The organism is Roseibium sp. R5, assembly GCF_055755305.1.
The window spans coordinates 2731735-2749042 of sequence record NZ_CM146910.1; the positions used below are offsets into that span (position 1 = coordinate 2731735).

General features: G+C 58.5%; 12 protein-coding genes. 6 read left to right on the forward strand and 6 right to left on the reverse strand.

Annotated elements, in window-relative coordinates:
• Window positions 1-51: 51 nt before the first annotated feature.
• On the forward strand, window positions 52-1227 hold the full coding sequence (locus AC0J4F_RS12730; RefSeq protein ID WP_133946491.1) for an MFS transporter: 1176 nt from the start codon (window positions 52-54) through the stop codon (window positions 1225-1227).
• A 10-nt stretch (window positions 1228-1237) separates the two neighbouring features.
• Here AC0J4F_RS12730 and dgcA read toward each other — a convergent pair whose 3' ends face one another.
• Window positions 1238-2221 (reverse strand): N-acetyl-D-Glu racemase DgcA, encoded by a 984-nt coding sequence (gene dgcA, locus AC0J4F_RS12735; protein ID WP_473023652.1) that lies wholly within the window; start codon window positions 2219-2221, stop codon window positions 1238-1240.
• On the reverse strand, window positions 2218-3231 hold the full coding sequence (dgcN, locus tag AC0J4F_RS12740) for an N-acetyltransferase DgcN (protein WP_133946496.1): 1014 nt from the start codon (window positions 3229-3231) through the stop codon (window positions 2218-2220). Before dgcN ends, dgcA begins: the two co-directional genes overlap by 4 nt.
• 91 nt (window positions 3232-3322) lie before the next feature.
• Between dgcN and AC0J4F_RS12745 the strand changes: the two genes are divergently transcribed.
• The 4 genes from AC0J4F_RS12745 to AC0J4F_RS12760 are packed head-to-tail and all read left to right on the forward strand — an operon-like array spanning window position 3323 to window position 7935.
• Window positions 3323-4471 (forward strand): ABC transporter permease, encoded by a 1149-nt coding sequence (locus AC0J4F_RS12745; protein ID WP_473023653.1) that lies wholly within the window; start codon window positions 3323-3325, stop codon window positions 4469-4471.
• 7 nt (window positions 4472-4478) lie between these two features.
• Window positions 4479-5288, forward strand: a complete 810-nt coding sequence (locus tag AC0J4F_RS12750) for an ABC transporter ATP-binding protein (protein WP_166672609.1) — start codon at window positions 4479-4481, stop codon at window positions 5286-5288.
• An 11-nt stretch (window positions 5289-5299) separates the two neighbouring features.
• Window positions 5300-7303: an MlaD family protein gene (locus AC0J4F_RS12755; RefSeq protein ID WP_447235293.1), complete on the forward strand. Its 2004-nt coding sequence runs from the start codon at window positions 5300-5302 to the stop codon at window positions 7301-7303.
• A gap of 26 nt (window positions 7304-7329) precedes the next feature.
• Window positions 7330-7935, forward strand: a complete 606-nt coding sequence (locus AC0J4F_RS12760; RefSeq protein ID WP_166672610.1) for an ABC-type transport auxiliary lipoprotein family protein — start codon at window positions 7330-7332, stop codon at window positions 7933-7935.
• A gap of 26 nt (window positions 7936-7961) precedes the next feature.
• Here AC0J4F_RS12760 and AC0J4F_RS12765 read toward each other — a convergent pair whose 3' ends face one another.
• The 3 genes from AC0J4F_RS12765 to AC0J4F_RS12775 are packed head-to-tail and all read right to left on the reverse strand — an operon-like array spanning window position 7962 to window position 10813.
• Window positions 7962-9269, reverse strand: coding sequence for a TRAP transporter large permease (locus AC0J4F_RS12765; RefSeq protein ID WP_306149084.1), 1308 nt, complete (start codon window positions 9267-9269; stop codon window positions 7962-7964).
• Between the two features lie 3 nt (window positions 9270-9272).
• Window positions 9273-9782 carry a TRAP transporter small permease gene (locus AC0J4F_RS12770; protein ID WP_473023654.1) on the reverse strand — a complete coding sequence of 170 codons (510 nt, stop codon included), beginning with the start codon at window positions 9780-9782 and terminating at the stop codon, window positions 9273-9275.
• Between the two features lie 2 nt (window positions 9783-9784).
• The gene (locus tag AC0J4F_RS12775) at window positions 9785-10813 is read right to left on the reverse strand and encodes a TRAP transporter substrate-binding protein (RefSeq protein ID WP_473023655.1); all 1029 of its coding nucleotides are present in this window, start codon (window positions 10811-10813) and stop codon (window positions 9785-9787) included.
• A gap of 169 nt (window positions 10814-10982) precedes the next feature.
• Here AC0J4F_RS12775 and AC0J4F_RS12780 point away from each other — a divergent pair, with 169 nt between their 5' ends.
• Window positions 10983-11474 (forward strand): MarR family winged helix-turn-helix transcriptional regulator, encoded by a 492-nt coding sequence (locus AC0J4F_RS12780; RefSeq protein WP_473023656.1) that lies wholly within the window; start codon window positions 10983-10985, stop codon window positions 11472-11474.
• A gap of 92 nt (window positions 11475-11566) precedes the next feature.
• Here the strand turns inward: AC0J4F_RS12780 and AC0J4F_RS12785 are convergent, their stop codons facing one another.
• Window positions 11567-17266 carry an apolipoprotein A-IV repeat region-like domain-containing protein gene (locus AC0J4F_RS12785; RefSeq protein WP_209174089.1) on the reverse strand — a complete coding sequence of 1900 codons (5700 nt, stop codon included), beginning with the start codon at window positions 17264-17266 and terminating at the stop codon, window positions 11567-11569.
• Window positions 17267-17308 lie beyond the last annotated feature (42 nt).

The window sequence follows — 17308 nt, forward strand, 5'->3', positions numbered from 1 at the left end:
AACTGAAAATCGTTAATATTCTTTTGGGCCTCAAAATCCGGTTCGGTTTGCATGTTGAATTTGACGTCGGCCCTCAGTGCACGTGTCTCCGCCCTGTTCGGGGTTCATTTTTTCGGCTATGGGCTGTTTCTCCCTTTCTTTCCGGTCATTTTGGAGTTTGAGGGGTTTTCCGCGGCCGAGATTGGATTTGTGCTGGGCGCGGGGACGGTTGCCCGGATTGCCGCAAGCCCGCTTTTGACAAATCTTGCGGACCGGACCGGTCAGCGCCGGTGGTCCATCTTTGTTTATTCTCTCCTTGGAACCGTCTTCATCGCGCTTTTCGCCCTTGGAAATGGTCTTTACGTTCTGGGCGCCGGGGTGATCGGCTACATGGTCTTCAAGGCGCCGGTGCTTCCGCTCAGTGATGCCTATGCCTTGGATGCAGCGCGCAACACGGGCGCGGACTATGCACGGATGCGCCTTTGGGGATCTGCGGGGTTTGTTGCTGCCAATCTTGCTGGCGGATTCCTGGCGACCGGAGACACCGTCTGGGTGATGCTGTTTCTGATTGGCATGGCATCGCTTCTGACAGGCGGCGTTGTTCTGTCACTTCCGCGCCAAAGCGGAGCCGAGTCAAGCGAAGGTTTGGACGAAAAGGCCGGGGAGGCGCCCTTCAAAACGGTTTGGTTTTGGCCGGTGCTCATCCTGCTTGGCTTGTTCCAGGCAACCCATGCGGCATTTTACGGGTTTGGGACGCTCTACTGGCAAGCCGCCGGGATAGCAGACGAAACAATCGGCATCTTGTGGGCTGTCGGCGTGATCGCTGAGATTGCGCTTTTCACTGTTGCCGGAAAGATCGCGCTTCGTTTCGACCCGCCGGTTTTCCTGATCGTTGCTGGCGTTGCCGCGGTCGCCCGCTGGGGCCTGTTCCCGTTCGCGGATACGCTGGTGTCGATGGTCGCAATCCAGCTTCTGCACGCGCTCACCTTTGGCGCGGCCCATCTGGGCGCCATTGCAATTCTGGCAAAAGTCGTTCCGAGCAAATGGGCCGGGACCGGCCAGGGTCTGCTTGCCACATCAATTGGCCTGCAGATGGCCATTGGTTTGAGTGTCTGTGGCGCGCTGTACGAGTTGGACCCGGATTTGCCGTTTTACCTGATGGCGGCAATTTCGGCGGCCGGAACGCTTGTGATGCTGGCGCTGACGCCGATGGTGCGTCAGCGCATGGCTTCAAGCCTGGTGCGTTAAAACTTAGGCGTTAGCCCCACAGTTCCGGTCTTGGCGGGAACAGCGTGCTGCCTTCGAAGACCAGTCCCGGTTCGCGGTCCTGCGTTAAAAGAAGAGGCCCGTCGAGATCCACATAGTCTGCCCGCTGCGCCAAGAGGACCGCGGGGGCCATGGCCAAAGACGTGCCGAGCATGCACCCGACCATGATCTCAAATTCAAGCGCCTTGGCCTGATCCAGAAGCGCCAGGGCCTCCGTCAAACCCCCGGCTTTGTCCAGCTTGATGTTGATGGCATCATACCGGCTGCGGAGATCCTCAAGACCATCCCGCGTGTGCAGGCTTTCATCCGCACAGATCGTGATCTTTGAGCTGAAATCCTTGAGACGGCTGTCATCCTTCGAAGGCAAAGGCTGTTCAATCAAAGCCACGCCGGCGGCTTCACACGCTGCCATGTTCGTCGCGAAACAGCTGTCGTCCCAGGCTTCATTTGCATCAACGATCAAGGTGCTGTCCGGGGCGGCCTTGCGAACAGCTTCGATGCGCTCATCGTCGCCAGCCCCGCCAAGTTTTACCTTGAGCAAGGGGCGGTGTGCGGCCTTTGCCGTTTTTTCTGCCATGGTTTCCGGTGTGCCGACACTGATCGTGTAAGCGGTCGTGACCGGTGAAAGCGGCGCGATCCCGGCAATCTCTGCTGCCGATTTACCGGTTTGCTTGGCTTCAAGGTCCCAAAGGGCGCAATCCACTGCGTTGCGTGCAGCACCGGCCGGCATTGCCTCTTGCAGCGCATGGCGGCTCAAACCGTCTTTCAACAGCGGTGAGATCTCCTGGATCTGCTCCTGAACGCTTTCCATGGTTTCGCCGTAGCGCGCATAGGGCACACATTCGCCGCGGCCGATGTGATCGCCGTCCGTCAAAGTGGTGACGAGCACATTGGCATGGGTGCGGCTGCCGCGGGAGATTGTAAAACCGCCCGCGATCTCAAAGCTTTCAAGGTCAATGCTGACGCTGCGGCTCATGGGGTGCCGAACTCCGCGGACACCTTGTCGACCACGGCTTCCATGCCATAGCGGATCGGGTCGGTTGCCGGAAGGCCATGGCGCTCGCCCAGTTTTGCCAGAAGCGCAAGCGCCTCATCGTCATCCAGAGCCTGGGTGTTTACCGCAATGCCGACACAGCGAATGCCGGGATTGGTGAGCTTGCCGCACTGAATGGTCATGTCGATGACTTGATCGACCGTTGGCAGCGGTGTTTCAACGCCGCGCATTTTGGTTCGCGTGGGCTCATGGCAGACAATAAAACCGTCGGGCTGCGAGCCATGAAGAAGTCCGAGTGTAACGCCGGCAAATGACGGGTGGAACAAAGAGCCTTGGCCTTCCACCACCTGCCAGTGGTCTTCCTCTGTTGCCGGGGAGAGCCACTCGGCAGCGCCGGCAATGAAATCAGCCACAACGGCATCGAGAGACAGACCGCGGCCGGAAATGAAGACACCTGTCTGGCCGGTCGCGCAGAACGAACTGGTGTAGCCGCGCTCATTCATCGCCTTATCCATGGCAAGGGCAGTGTATTTTTTGCCGACAGAGCAGTCTGTTCCGACGGTCAAAATCCGTTTGCCCGGGCGTTTAATGCCCTTTCCGGTGGCAAAGGTCATGGAGTTGTGGCGGACGTCGTGGAGCTGGCGGCCGTTTTTGGCGGCTGCTTCCTTGATTGCCGGAATGTCGCCGAGTTTGACATGGAGACCAGAGGCAACATCAAGGCCTGCATTCAAGGCTTCGACCACCGAATCAACCCAATGATCCGGCAAACGTCCGCCGGCATTGACTGCGCCGATGACCATCGTCTTGGCACCTGCAGCAGTTCCCTCGGCGATCGACATGTCCGTCAGACCGGTATCTGCGGCACAGCCATCGAGCCGGACCTGTCCGACACACCAGTCTTTCCGCCAATCAACAATGCCTGTTGCGGTCTTGGCGGCCAGGGCATCGGGGACGTCACCGAGAAACAAAAGGTAAGGGCGGGCAATTTCCATGGGCAATGCTTTCATCTGACTGCTGGACGTTAATCTTTACAATCAGGTATACGGGGGGAAGTTGACGAGCGGCAAGGGGCAACTCTCCGGAATGGCATTCTTGGAAAAAAACAAAGCGCCGGAATTGCACCTGGATACCGATTCCGAGGGACATCAGTCCCTTATTCTATCCGGCGACTGGACTGTCAGCACTCTTGCAGACGCTGACCAGCAAATCTCCAAGCTGAATGTCGCCAAGGACAAACTGACGTGTATCGATGTTTCAGAGGTTGATCATCTGGACACCAGTGGCGCCTGGTTGATCCACCGCACCCGTGGGCAGCTGGAATTCAGCGGCCGGAAAGTGCAGTTGACCGGGGTGACGCCCGTCCGCGAAAGCCTGTTTCACGAGATCGAGAAACATCATCCGCCGCGCTGGCAGCCGGACCGGTCCGGTTTTACGATCGTGGGTTTTCTTGAAGCGACCGGGCGGCAGATGGTTGAGGTGTATAAAGACACCCTCGCGATGCTGCATATCCTGGGATCACTCGGCATCGTCCTGTCGACTGTTCTTTTGCAGCCCAAACGCCTTCGAAGCATAGCGATCGCCGTACAGTTTGACCGCAGCTGCATCGGTGCGGTCCCGATTGTGGCCCTGATGAGCTTTTTGATCGGCGCGATTATTTCTCAGCAGGGCGGATTTTACCTGAGGCAGTTCGGTGCTGACATTTTCGTCGTTGATCTGGCAGGCATCCTGGTGCTTCGGGAGATCGGCGTCATCCTGACCGCGATTATGGTGGCCGGACGGTCCGGGTCGGCGTTTACCGCCGAGCTGGGCGCCATGCGCATGCAAGAGGAAGTCGATGCCCTGCACGTCATCGGCCTCAGTGTGACAGAAGTTCTGGTGCTGCCGCGCATTCTGGCATTGATGATTGCCTTGCCAATTTTGACCTTCGTGGCCGATATCTCGGCGCTTTTTGGCGCCGGTCTGATTACCTGGGCGTACCTGGATATTCCGCCTGCGGCGTTTCTGACGCAGCTTCAGTCGGCTATCACTGTGAACACCTTCGTCGTTGGTATCATCAAGGCACCATTCATGGCCTTGATTGTCGGCCTGATTGCCTGCGTCGAGGGCCTCAAGGTGGAAGGATCGTCTGAGTCGCTCGGCCGGCACACCACCATGTCTGTCGTCAAAGCGATCTTCCTTGTGATCGTCGTCGATGGATTGTTCGCAATGTTCTTCGCGGCCATTGGGGTATAACGGCGAGATGGCAGTGTCAGACATCGAACAAACCGAGCATGCTGCGGACCCGCAGGCAGACAAGCCGGAAAACATTCTGTCGGTTCGCGATATCACCGTCGGTTTTGGCTCCAAGATCATCCTGCAGGATCTGGATCTCGATGTGCATCGCGGGGAAGTGCTCGGCTTTGTTGGTGGGTCTGGCACCGGTAAGTCGGTGTTGATGCGCACAATTTTAGGGCTGACACCGAGGCGGGCCGGACAGATATCGGTTTTCGGTCACGATCTTTCCAGTGCGTCGGGCAAGACCCGCAAAATGATCGAACGCCGATGGGGCGTGCTCTTTCAGCAAGGTGCGTTGTTTTCGTCTCTCACCGTGAAGCAGAACATTCAGGTGCCGATGCGGGAGCATCTGAAATTGTCGCAGCGCTTAATGGATGAACTGGCCACCTTGAAGCTGGAATTGGTTGGGCTGCCGCAGGATGCCGCAGACAAGCTGCCTTCAGAGCTTTCCGGTGGCATGGTGAAACGGGCTAGCCTTGCCCGTGCCCTTGCACTCGACCCCGATTTGGTGTTTCTGGATGAACCAACGTCCGGCCTGGATCCTATTGGGGCTGCCGCGTTCGATTCGTTGATTGGCAATTTGAGTTCCACGCTGGATCTGACCGTTTATATGGTTACTCACGACCTCGACAGTTTGCATTCCATCTGTGATCGCATCGCAGTTCTTGGGCAAAAGCGTGTTCTTGCGATCGGGCCAATGGAAGACATGATGAAAAATGACGACCCTTGGATTAAGTCTTACTTCCGAGGGGAGCGGGCTCTGCGCCGCACATGAGGTTTGAGTGAATGGAAACCCGCGCGAATTACATATTGATCGGCGCATTTATGATCGCGATCCTGATCAGCGCGTTCGGGTTCATCTATTGGCTCGCTGTGACAGCTGAGTCGCGTCAGAATGTCGAAGTCAAAATCCTGTTTCCTGGTGCGGTGACCGGTTTGCCCGTGGGGGGACAGGTTTTGTTCAACGGCATCAAGGTCGGTGACGTGGCCTCTCTGGATTTTGCGCCAGGTGACCCGACCAAGGTTCTGGCAACGGTCCGGATCCGGCCATCCACGCCGCTCCGCGAAGATACCAAGGCAACATTGAATTTCACCGGCTTGACCGGTGTTGCCTATGTGGATCTGATCGGCGGAACAAGTTCCTCTCCGCTACTGTTGAATCCGGACGGCAGCCAGAACCCGAATAACATCCCGCTGATCAATGCCGAGCGTTCGTTTTTTGACGATATCGTGGATGGTGCGCGGGACGTTCTGAAACGCGCGGATTCGACCATGAAAACCGTCGATCAGCTGCTTCAGGACAATGGTCCGGCGATTTCCAAAACGATCCAGAACGTTGAGACGTTCTCAGATGCTCTTGCTGCAAACTCTGATGGCGTCAAAGATTTCATGGCAAGCATCGGAAAGGCCTCGGATGCGTTTTCAAGCCTGTCTGCGCGGCTTGAGGGCCTGGTGGACGAAGGCGAACGGCTTCTGGCAGCGGTGCCGTCCGACAAAGTCACGGCCATCGTGGACGACCTGCAGACCTTCTCGGGAAGCCTTGGCAAGGCGAGCGCAGATATCGATACCCTGATGGCTGATGCTCAAAATGCGGCCAAGGAACTGACCGAGTTCACAGAACGCCTCAATGATGGGCTCGGTAACGTTCAAAGCATTGTTCAGGCGGTGAAGCCGGAAGACATCGAAAAGGTCATGAAGGGCGCGGCAGCGCTCGGCGAAGTGCTGGAAAAGCGCTCGGGTGACATTGATGAACTGGTCGTTGCCACGTCCAGCACGATGCAGGGCGTGAACAACATTGTAGAGATGCTGCGCGCACGCGAAGGCACCATCAATGACGTGATCACTGGAACGCGCGATATCGTTGGCAAGGTGGATGCGATCGTCACCCGTGGCGTTGAGATTGCCGCGGTAATTGATCCGCTACGCGTCGACGAGATTGTTGCATCCGTGGCCACACTCACTGAAGGACTGAACATCTCTCTCGTTCGCGTCGATGAGATCATTGCGAGCGTCGATCCGGCCACCATTGGCGAGACCGTCGACAGTGTTGCGAGCATTGTCGACAACTTCAACAATCAGCAGAGCCAGATCAACGAAATCATCGCTTCGACAAAATCCACGATCCAGAATTTCGAGGCGGTTTCAGCAACAGTTCGCGGCCAGGACGACCGGATTGCAGCGCTTGTTGAAGATGTTCAGGTCGCCGCAGAACGGTTCGCATCCACGCTCCAGTCTGCCGATGAACTGCTGCGTGCTGTTGATCCGGAAAAGATCGCCAATATTGTCGGCTCGGTCGAAACTGCGGCCAGTGGCCTTGCTGGAGAAGATGGCATCCCGGCAATCCTGCAAAGCGCGCGTCAGGCAGCGGACAATGTTCAGCAAATGACGGCGGACCTGAGCAAACGCACACCGGATGTCGATCAGATCATTACCGATGCGCAGCAGATGACCGCGACCCTCAACTCAACATCGGTCCGGGTTGAGAGCCTTGTCGAGAAGGTCTCCGAAATGGTTGACGGTGACGGTGAGGGCTTGATCAAGGAAGCAACGCTTGCAGCGCAAGCGATCCGGAAGGTCGCGGTTGCGTTTGAGAGCCGTGCCGATGCCATTGCGGGTGGTTTGTCGAAATTTGCCACCCAGGGGTCGGCGGATCTGACATCCGCATTGGCGCAATTCAACCGCACGCTGGTCTCGATCCAGCGGGCTGCGCAGAGCTTTGAACAACGGCCGAACCGGGTGATTTTCGGCGGTGAAGAAGTGCCGACCTATCAAGGCGGGCGCCGCCGGTGAGTACAGGGAATAGGGGACTGACGGGGATGACACAGGCAAACAGCCGACTGAGCCGGCGGGCGTTTATCAGCGCGCTTGGCGCTGGCGCCGTGGTGTCCGGTTGCGCCAGTTCCGGTCCCGCCGCCTTTTACAGCCTGCAGGCTGCCGATGTCGGTGGCTTGGCGGGACGATCCAGCCGTGTCCAGGTGCTTGTGGCACCGCCTCGCGCGCTTAAGGCACTCGATACGACTTATATCGCCGTAGTCGACAGCGGTCCGGTCTATTCATATTTCCCAAATGTTGCCTGGGCCGACACGCTCCCGAATGTGGTGCAGAATAAATTGCTGCAAACCCTCCAAAACACGGGGCGGTTGCGCGGCGTCGGACTGCCGGGTGATGGCCTGCTGATCGACTATCAGCTTCAGACGGATATCCGGGCGTTTGAATTGAATATTGAAGGCGCCAACCGCGGTGTTGTTGAGATTGCAGCGCGGGTGGTCAATGACCGAAATGGCCGGACAGTTGCCAACAAGGTGTTCCGGCGGGAAACCCCGTCCGGCAGCTCTGGCGTTGAACAGGCAGTTGAAGCCATGAACCAGTCGGCAGAGCAGGTGTTCGCCGATATTGCGGCCTGGACGCTCAGAAACGTCTGAGCGCCCGAGAGCCCCAAGCAGTTTTCCTAGATCAGTGCCAACGAGAGTGCCGGGACGGCTATAAGCAGGCCCAAACGCAAGATGTCGGCGGCCCAGAAGGGCAGGATGCCGGCGAACATCGTGCGCAGCGGCACATCGGTCAGAACCGAGCGCAGCACAAACACATTAAGGCCGATGGGCGGTGAAATCAGGCTGATTTCAGTGACGACCACCACGATGATGCCGAACCAGATGAGCACCATTTCCGGGTCGCTCAATGCTCCGGTGCCGAAGTCCAACGACGTGACGAGCGGAAAGAACACCGGCACGGTCAAGAGGATCATCGACAGGCTTTCCAGAACCGCGCCAAGGATCACATAGATCAAAACCAGAACGAGAATGACCACATAGGCATTCACATCGAGCGATTGGACGAATTCCAGAAGGGCGTCGGGAACCCCGGCATAGCTGATGAAGTTGGAGAAGACTTCCGCGCCTATGATGATCGCAAAAATCATTGCGGTGGTCCGCGCGCAATTCAGTCCCGCTTGGAACAGCTTTTCAAACGTCAAACCGCCCGAGAACAGTGCTATCAGAAACGCAGTGGCAGCACCGATCCCCGCAGCCTCGGTTGGCGTGAAGAACCCGCCATAGATCCCGATCATGATGATCGCAAAAAGGCCAAGGACGGCGAGAACCCCCCAAACATCCTTGCGTTCAACAGGAATGTCATCGTGACTGGACGGGGCGAGATTGGGCTTCAGGAGCACCGTTACATAGACGGCTGCCATGTAGAACACGACGCCCAAAAGTCCCGGAATGATGCCGGCAACAAAGAGCTTTCCGATATCGGCCTCCGTCAAAAGGCCGTAGATGATCAGAATAACACTGGGCGGGATCAGGATGCCGAGGGTGCCGCCGGCGGCGATGGAGCCCGTTGCCAGGCTGTCGGCGTAACCGGCCTTTCGCATTGATGGCATGGCCACTTTCGACATCGTGGCGGCTGTTGCGAGGGACGACCCGCAAACGGCTGAAAAACCGCCGCACGCCACGATTGTTGCCATTGCCAGGCCGCCACGCATTTTGTGAAGTGCCCGGTGTGCCGTCGTGAACAGGGACTGGCTGACACCGGAAATGGTCAGCAAATTTCCCATCAAGATGAACAGCGGAATGACCGACAATGTGAAGGAAAGGCCGGTGTCGAAGGCGGCATTGCCGAGAAGGTTGAAGGCTGCGTTCCAATTGCGCAGCATTGCGAAGCCGGCCGTGCCGACGATAATCATGGCAACAGCGATCGGCACACGCAGCAAGACAAGGCCGAACAGGGCACCAAAACCAATCAGAGCCTCAAGCACGTTTTAGGCCTCTTTGCGAAAACGGGAAATGAAGAAAACAGCGGCGGCGATGGCCGAAACGCTGAAGGAGGCAGCTCCAAGCCAGCCGATGAGATAAAGCGGGATTTCAAGGGAATCCGTCACCTGTTCACGGCGCTGAAGCTTTTCAGCGTGCTCGGTCAGCTCAAGCGCAATCAGTATGAAGATACCGATCGTACAAACTCCAGCGATCAGCGTTCCAAAGCGCTTCAAAAACCGGCTTTTGACGCCGTCCAGAAGCTCAACTTCGATATGTTCGCCGGCAAGTGTCGTCAGTGGCAGAGCTAGAAAGATGAGTGTGGCCAGCAGCAGCTCGGTCAATTCATAAGCGCCAGTGACCGGGCTGTTGAAGAGATACCGGGCAACCACGTCAACACATGTCAGGCCGATCAATGCGAACAGCACCACAAGGCACGCCCCGCCAAGGATCGCATTGATGACAGGCCGGACCTTTGAGGTCCGGCCTGCCGTCGATTTATGAGAGCCGTCAGTCACGATCAGTTGCTGACGTTGGTTTGGGCGCGGAACTCGCTGAGCGCCGCTGCGCCGTCAAAACCAGTGCCGGAAACGGCTTCAACCCACGCACCTTCGTGTTTGTCGGCCAGTTCCTTGATCTTGGCGAGAACCGGGGCAGGGGCATCATAAACTTCGATGTCCTTATCCGCGATGTAAGCTGCACCGCGCGTATCGGCGCCGTCCCAGACACCACCTGCACGTTCTGCAAGTGCTTCCCCTGAGACTTTCTCAATTGCCGCCTGATCTGCAGCAGAGATGCCGTCCCAGACGTCTTCATTCATGACCAGGAACCAGGACGTGTTGTAGATGCCGCCCGGGATCTTCATGGAATACTTGATGTGGTCGGTGAGGTTGAACGCCTGAAGCGCTTCCATCGGGAAGGTGACGCCGTCGATCACGCCGCGGGAGAGCTTTTCATAGACTTCGCCCGGTCCCATGAACTGCGTGGTGATGCCAAGGTCCTGCGACAAGCCAGCGATATAACCGCCCGGGGTCCGGACTTTGAGACCGGAGAAGTCGTCCGCGGATTCAATCTTGCGCTGGTTGTTGTGGAACATGCCCGGGCCATGGACCCAAAGTCCAAGCAGCTTGGTGCCTTCATGTTCTGCCTGGGCGTCGAGGGTGCCGCCATACACTTTCCAGTAGGCTTTGGAGCCGTCCGTGGCCGTGTCGGCAATGAAGGAGAATTGGCCGATGCGAGAGCGAAGGAAACGGTCGTCCTTGGTGAACGAGTGCAGGCCATAGGTGATGTCAGCAACCCCGTCAGCGGCGAGGTCGTAGTGAGCCGGTGGCGGGCCGAGCGGCTTTGGCAGAACACGGACCGTCACACGGCCTTCTGTCGCGTCGGCGACCTGCTGCGCCCACGGCTCGATAACGCCTGTCACGACCGGGTGCTTTGGCGGTAGCCAGGACGACAGGACAAGTTCATCCGCGGACGCTGCGGCGGTGAAGCCGGTCAGTGTTCCGGCGGTCAGGCCGGCCAGGATCGAAAGATGCTTCAAGTGTTTCACGGCGGTTCCTCCCATACGGTCTTTGCCGATCAAAATGCTTTGCCGCTGTAACAACGGGTTCGTCGAAATTAGTTGCAATTGAAACTAAGTCAATCGTAAAATCTTGCAAATCGGTACGCCTCAGCGGAGCAAACTGGTTACAATCGAGCCAAATCGGGCAAGGAACAGCATGACTGAACACGGAAACGAGACGGATTTCACACCGAGCGGCTTCCAGCTGGAAACATTTTTCCCGTATTTGGTCAGGGTGTTTTATTCCGATGTCACCCGGGCGCTGTCTGACGTCTACCAGCGCGACTACGGCATGGCGCCAGCCGAATGGCGGGTTATGGCCATTCTCGGTTCCAGTGCCGAGGGGCTGCAGGCGAGTGAGATTGTCCATCGGTCGAGTATGGACAAGGTCGTGGTCAGCCGGGCCGTCAAGCGCATGGAAGACCGCGGTTTTCTGACCCGTCAATCGAACGAGGCCGATGGCCGGAGTTATCTCCTGTCTCTATCGGAGAGTGGGCAATCCGCGTTCAAAGATCTCGCTCCAAAGCTGTTGGCGGTCGAGCAGAAGATGCTTGGCGGATTGGCTCCGCAAGAAATCGAGGCGATGCTGGATATCATGACCAGGATCCGGGCAAATCTCGACGTTGAAGCCGGGGAGACGGGCGCATAATTGCACAATGAACTGACGCCGAAATTTTGTCTTCAATAAAGAAAAAAGGCGGCCCGAGAGCCGCCTTTTGTGTTTCAAACAGAAGCTGTCTGTTAGTCGAGCCGGCCGCTGGCATGCGCGAGCATGGTGTAGACCTTGCCCGTGTCTGAGGTCAGGTAGGTCTGGCCGAGCATGTTGTCGCGGTCATTGCGGGAGACCTGAGACAGGAGCTGCTCGAAATCGGACACGTACCGTTCGACAGCAGTCCGGAACTCCGGATCACGTGCATATTTCTGACGGATCTCATCAAAGGTTTGCTGGCCCTGCAGTGTATAGAGGCGGCGCGTGAAGACATGCCGTTCACCGCTGCGGTAGCGTTCCCAAAGATCGATGAACGTCTCGTGGTCGATCGCACGGGCGATATCGACAGACAGCGAGTTCAGGCTTTCAACCGTTTGCAGCGGCGAACGGCCCTGCTCGGTGTCGGAAGACGCGTCGTCATCTCGCGAGGCCCGGCGCAGCAGATCGGAAACCCAGCCTTTCCCGGTCGAACCAGACGTGTCCGGCTGTGCAGGCTGTTGGCGGCGGGTGTTGACCGGACCGCGGGCTTCCGGCTGCTGCGGAGCTGCTGGGCGCGGCTGCGCAGGCTGCTGTGCAAAGACCGGAGCTTGCGGGATCTGTGGAGCAGGGGCGGGCGCTGGAGCCGGCGCAGGAGCTGCCGACGCTGTTGCCACCTGAGCCTGAGGCTTGGAGATGTCGAGCGCGTTCGATTGTTTTGCAACAATGTCCGACAGCTCGGTCAAGGCGCGGATTTGCTCGTTGACCACCTTACGGAGCGCTGCAGAAGACTCTTCTGCTTCGTCCGGGAGGTTGAGCACGCCTTGCTTCAGCTCGTTGCGGGTCGCCTCCAGTTCGCGGTGAACGTCGCGGGCCACATCGCGCATACGCGTCGCCGCGTCGTTGAACCGGTCTGATGCATCGCTGACCGTTCTGCTCATTTCCGCGATGATGTCGTCCTGAGCGGCACGGATGGCATCGCGGGCCTTCTGGCCTTCCATTCCAGCTGTCAGGCGCATGCTTTCGAACTGCTCGGAGACTTTCTTGGAAGCAGCTTCGGCGGCTGCGGAGAGCATGCCGGCAGCATCGCGCGCCTTGTCGTCTGCGGTTTCCAGCGTTTCCGACAGGGTCTGGGTGAACGAACGCATGAGCGTGTCGACAGCTTCTGTCTTCGCCAGAAGTGTGTCGGCGACCTCTTCGATCGCGCTCTTGCGGTCAGTAACACGGGATTCCACGGAACGGTTGGTGTCTTCCAGGTACCGAGCCGCTTTTGTGAGCTCTTCTGACTGGTCGCCAAAGCGGTTGGTCAGGTTCTGGATGTCCGCAAGTGTGGTTGCCGTTACATCGCGCAGATTGCTGACCTGTTCGTCGATGAGGCTTGTTGTCGAGTTGGTCTCGGACACAGCCCGGTCGACGGCTGAGCGGAATTCGCCAGCACGGCGTGCCAGGTTGCCTTCCACTTCAGAGAGGTTCTCCCCGGCAGTAGACACGATCGCCTGCAGGTTCGCGTTGGACGTCTCAATCTTGTTGAGGATGTCGGTGACGTCGTTCTCCAGCCGATGTTTGGTATCGGTGAGGAGGCGAGTTGCCTGATCACTGCGCTCGTTGATGGAAGCAACAATCCGGTCGCCGGCCTCAACCAGAGACCTAGTTGCGTCCAGCCCGGTATGCGCAAAGGTGTCGGTGACATCCTTGCCCTTGACCGTGATGGCTTCAAGAATGGCTCCATGAACTTCCGACAGGCGGCCCGTGAGGTCGTTGGCGCGCATTTCAATTGCGGAAATGAGTTCGTTGCCATCCGTGCCGACAATTTTCGCCAGTTCACCAGAGCGCGCACCGAAGGCTTCGTTGAGCGCGGAGGCCTTATCGAGCATCTCGGTCGCGACTTCATTGCCGCGATTGACCAACAGGTCGGCGGCTTCGGACACCGCGCTGTTGACCCGGGTGCGGATCATGTTGGCTTCGCCAGACATCTGACCGCGGATCTCTTCAAGCGTGCGCGCAAGTGTCATGCGTGCCTGTTCGCTTTCGGCAGACAGGTTGCCGGAGATCTCTGCGATCAAGCCGGACAGCTCGCTGCGGACCTTGTCGCTTTCGCCGGTGAGGGAACCGGTGAATTCGGCCAGTGTGCCAGCGTAAAGCGTACGGGCTTTTTCGCTCTCTGCGGCCATGGCGCGGGCAGCGTCGCCGACTGCTACCAGAACCAGTTCGCGGATCTTGGCGCTTTCGCCGGACATGGCACCAGTTGCCTGTTCCATGGTCTGGCTGATCTGGACGGCTGCACGCTGGCTTTCGCTGGTCAACGAGCCGCTCGCCTGTGCAACGGTCTGGGTGATCTGCTCGGCAGCTTTCTGGCTCTCGCCGACCAGAATGCCGCGGGCTTCGCCAACGGATCCAAGAACGATCTGGCGCATCCGGTCACCTTCGCCGGACAGTTTTGCGGTCGCATCGTTCAGGGCACCGTCCACGATCTCAACCGTGCGGGTGCGCTCATCGGCAAGCGACTGAACCGCGCTGGCGACAGCTTCCTGAACCATATCGCGGAGGCGCGTGCTTTCGGTCGACAAGGTTGCGCCGGCCTCGGAAATGACAGCGGTCAGGATATCGCGAGCGCGCTCGCTTTCGCCTGTCAGTGTGCCGGAAATGCTTTCCAGGCGCTCATTCAGGACGGTTTCCAGCTGGCTGGCGCGCGTGTCGAGCGTTTCTGCGACTTCGAACACCTTGGCGCCGAGGGAAACATTGATCTCAGCAATGCGCTCAGACAGGGATTCCGTCAGTTGCTCGCTCTGCTTGCCTAGGACCGAGCCGGCTTCTGCCAGGCGGTTGTCGAGGGCAGAGGTCATTTCGTCCTGACCTTCAACGAAGGCCTGAGCGATCTCTTTGGTGCGTGAAATCAGGGTATCGGAAATCTGACGTGCACGGGCATCGAGGGTCTCGTCGATCCTGTCGGTGCCGCTGGTCATGGTTGCAGTCAGGAGCTCAGCCTTCTCGGCCATGGCGCCTGCGGCTGTATCGACATGTGACGTCAGCTTGGTGCCGATCTCATCGACACGGTTTGCAAGTGTGTTGCCCGCAGCTTCAACACGCTGGCCAAGTTGCAACGTGATTGCATCGGAACGGTCCGCGAGGACATCCGTGATGTTGCGGGTCTTGTCCTCCAACGTGTCGCTGATGACGGTGGTACGTTGTTCGATGGCATCGCCGAGGATCTGCGTCCGGGACTCCAGCGCAGCTTCAAATGCAGCCGTGCGTTGGTCCAGGGTCAGATCCAAGGTGTTAATGTGGCTGCCAAGCGAGGAGTCCATCGTGGAGATCCGCTCGCCGAGCGTGGTGTCCATGGTCGTCACACGCTGCTCGAGAGACGCATCCATGGTCGAGATGCGATCGCCGAGCGTTGCATCCATGGTCGTGAAGCGATGCTCAAGGGACGTGTCCATGGCCGCGATGCGGTCCCCAAGGGATGCGTCCATCGTGCTGATGCGGTCGGTGAGCGTGGAATCGATGGCCGAGAACCGCTGATCCAGGGACGCATCCATGGTCTCGATCCGCTCGCCCAGCTTGCTGTCCATCGTTTCGATGCGATTGCCGAATGTAACGTCCAAGGTCGACAGACGGCTGTCGAGAGCTTCCGACAACAACAGAGTTTTGGTGTCGAACGCATCGATCAATTGACCGCCGCGATCCGAAACGATGGTTTCCAGCTCGCCCAAACGGTTTGCAAGGCCATCGTTGAGGGCCTGGCCGCGGACTTCGATGGTCTCCGCGATCTTGCCACTAATTTCGTTGATGTCGCCGGCAACGCGGTCACCACGGCTGCCAATGAGCTCGGCGAGTTGAGTGCCGGTTTCAGCGAGTTTCTGAGTGAGAGAGCCGGTTTGTTCGCCAAGACCTGCAGCGAACTGGCCGGATACGCTTTCCAGGGTTTCGCGGAAGCCGATGGTCTGTTGTTCAAGGATGCTGGCCATTTCGTTGCTGCGGGCAGCAAGACGCTCGTCCAGCTCGGTGCCGTTGATCGAAATGGCCGTGTAGATCCGCTCGGAGATATTGTCGAGCTTGTCGGCCAATTCGCCGCCGCGGACCGAAATGGTCTGTGTGAGAGAACCAGCTGTTTCGTCCAGTTTGGCTGCGATTTCGCCGCCGCGCAGGGACAGGTCGACAACGATGCTTTCGCCAGTGCCGCGCAGGATTTCTGCAACCTCGGTGGAGCGGCTGGAGAGGGTTTCGACGATCTCCGCACCCCGGATGGAAATGGTATCGGTGACGGTCTGACCTTTTTCGGAAATGCTCTCGACAACCCTGTTGCCGGTTTCCGCAAGCGCCTCATCCAGATGAGTGACGCGGGTGTCGACCGTTGTCACCAGCTCTTCGGTCCGTGCCGTGATTGTGTCGATCAGGCGGCCGGATGTCAGAGACAGGTTCGCGTTGATCTCTTCGCCGCGTGCCGTGATGGTATCGCCGACCTGAGTCCCTGTGGTTTCAAGCGCGGTGCGGAATTCATCGGCTTTGCTGCTGAGCGTATCGACCACTGTGGTGCTCGACGTGGTCAGCGTTTCGTTGATCTCCAGGCCACGCTTGGTCAGGGTTTCGACGAAGGTGTTGGCGGTCTCGGCGAAGCGTTCGTTCACCTCATTGCCACGGTAGGAGAGGGTCTCGTACATCGTGGTGCCGGTTTGCGAGAGGTTCTCGACGAGCTCGGTGCCGGTGGTGGACAGGCGGGCCACATAATCTTCCGCGCGAACGGTGAGAGATTCCACCATCTCGTTGCCGGAGGCGTTGAGCGTCGCGCCAAGGGACTCGATCCGCGAATCCACGGTGCTGGTGAGTTCTTCAACCCGGGCATTCACCGCGTCGATCATCCGCTGGGTCGCTTGGTCGACATTCGACCCGAGTTCACCAGATGTGTCAGAGAGCTGAGAGGCAAAATTCTCGTGCGCGCCGGCGATCGTTTCCCGAACCCGCTCGGCGTTCATGACAATCGCTTCGCGCTGTGTGACCAGCTCTTCGATCAGAGACCGGATTTTCAGCTCATTGTCGTTGTAAGAGCGTTCCAGCGAAGACACTTCGTTGTGGACCAGAACCTCCAGTTCACTGGCTCGGGCGATGGCGCGTTCAATGCCGTCGCCCATAGCAGCGACTTCGCGGCGGATGGCCTGACCAACGCTCAAGATGGATTCCTTGGCCATGTCTTCAGGTTCGGCGAGGCGAAGGGCAACTTCGGTCATGCCGCGGGCGACAATACGCATTTCCTGCGCGCGCCAGATCATCATGGCCATGACAAAGAAGAAGATGATCGGAACAACGATCCCGATTGCAGCCAGGATCATGTCCGGAGACTGCATCAGTGTTTCTGCATCCGTGACGCCCGCAACCCGGTCGGCGAACGAAGACATGAAAAGGCTGGTGCCGAGCGCGGCCCAAACGGCGCTCAGGGCAAATGCACCCCAGAAAGGCGCTGTCGATGGCCGGCGTTGCAGGGCGTAAATCAGATTGCCGATGTTCCGGCGGTCGTCATTGGCAGCGGGCGGTCGTCCACCGCGTCCACGGCGGCGTGCCGGGCGCTGGTTGTCTTTATCCGCTTCGCTGTTGTCCGCAGTCTTGGCCGCGCGCCGTGACGGGCGCTCATCGCTCGGCGTTTCCTGTTCCGCCGGTTGATCTGCCGCTGAAGCTTCAGGGCCGCCGAAATCGAGCTTAAGCGCTTCTTCAACCGCAGACAGAGCTGCTTCCGCCGGATCTTTCGCCTTCGTCGGATTTGCCATTTTTGGGTCGCCTCACATCCGTACTCTTTACACACCGGTGAT

Excerpts from the sequence above, each read along its gene's own strand:
- dgcA (WP_473023652.1), bottom strand. The coding sequence starts at position 2,221 with ATGAGCCGCAGCGTCAGCATTGACCTTGAAAGCTTTGAGATCGCGGGC.
- AC0J4F_RS12730 (WP_133946491.1), top strand. The coding sequence starts at position 52 with ATGTTGAATTTGACGTCGGCCCTCAGTGCACGTGTCTCCGCCCTGTTC.
- AC0J4F_RS12760 (WP_166672610.1), top strand. The coding sequence starts at position 7,330 with ATGACACAGGCAAACAGCCGACTGAGCCGGCGGGCGTTTATCAGCGCG.
- AC0J4F_RS12745 (WP_473023653.1), top strand. The coding sequence starts at position 3,323 with ATGGCATTCTTGGAAAAAAACAAAGCGCCGGAATTGCACCTGGATACC.
- dgcN (WP_133946496.1), bottom strand. The coding sequence starts at position 3,231 with ATGGAAATTGCCCGCCCTTACCTTTTGTTTCTCGGTGACGTCCCCGAT.
- AC0J4F_RS12780 (WP_473023656.1), top strand. The coding sequence starts at position 10,983 with ATGACTGAACACGGAAACGAGACGGATTTCACACCGAGCGGCTTCCAG.
- AC0J4F_RS12755 (WP_447235293.1), top strand. The coding sequence starts at position 5,300 with ATGGAAACCCGCGCGAATTACATATTGATCGGCGCATTTATGATCGCG.
- AC0J4F_RS12750 (WP_166672609.1), top strand. The coding sequence starts at position 4,479 with ATGGCAGTGTCAGACATCGAACAAACCGAGCATGCTGCGGACCCGCAG.
- AC0J4F_RS12785 (WP_209174089.1), bottom strand. The coding sequence starts at position 17,266 with ATGGCAAATCCGACGAAGGCGAAAGATCCGGCGGAAGCAGCTCTGTCT.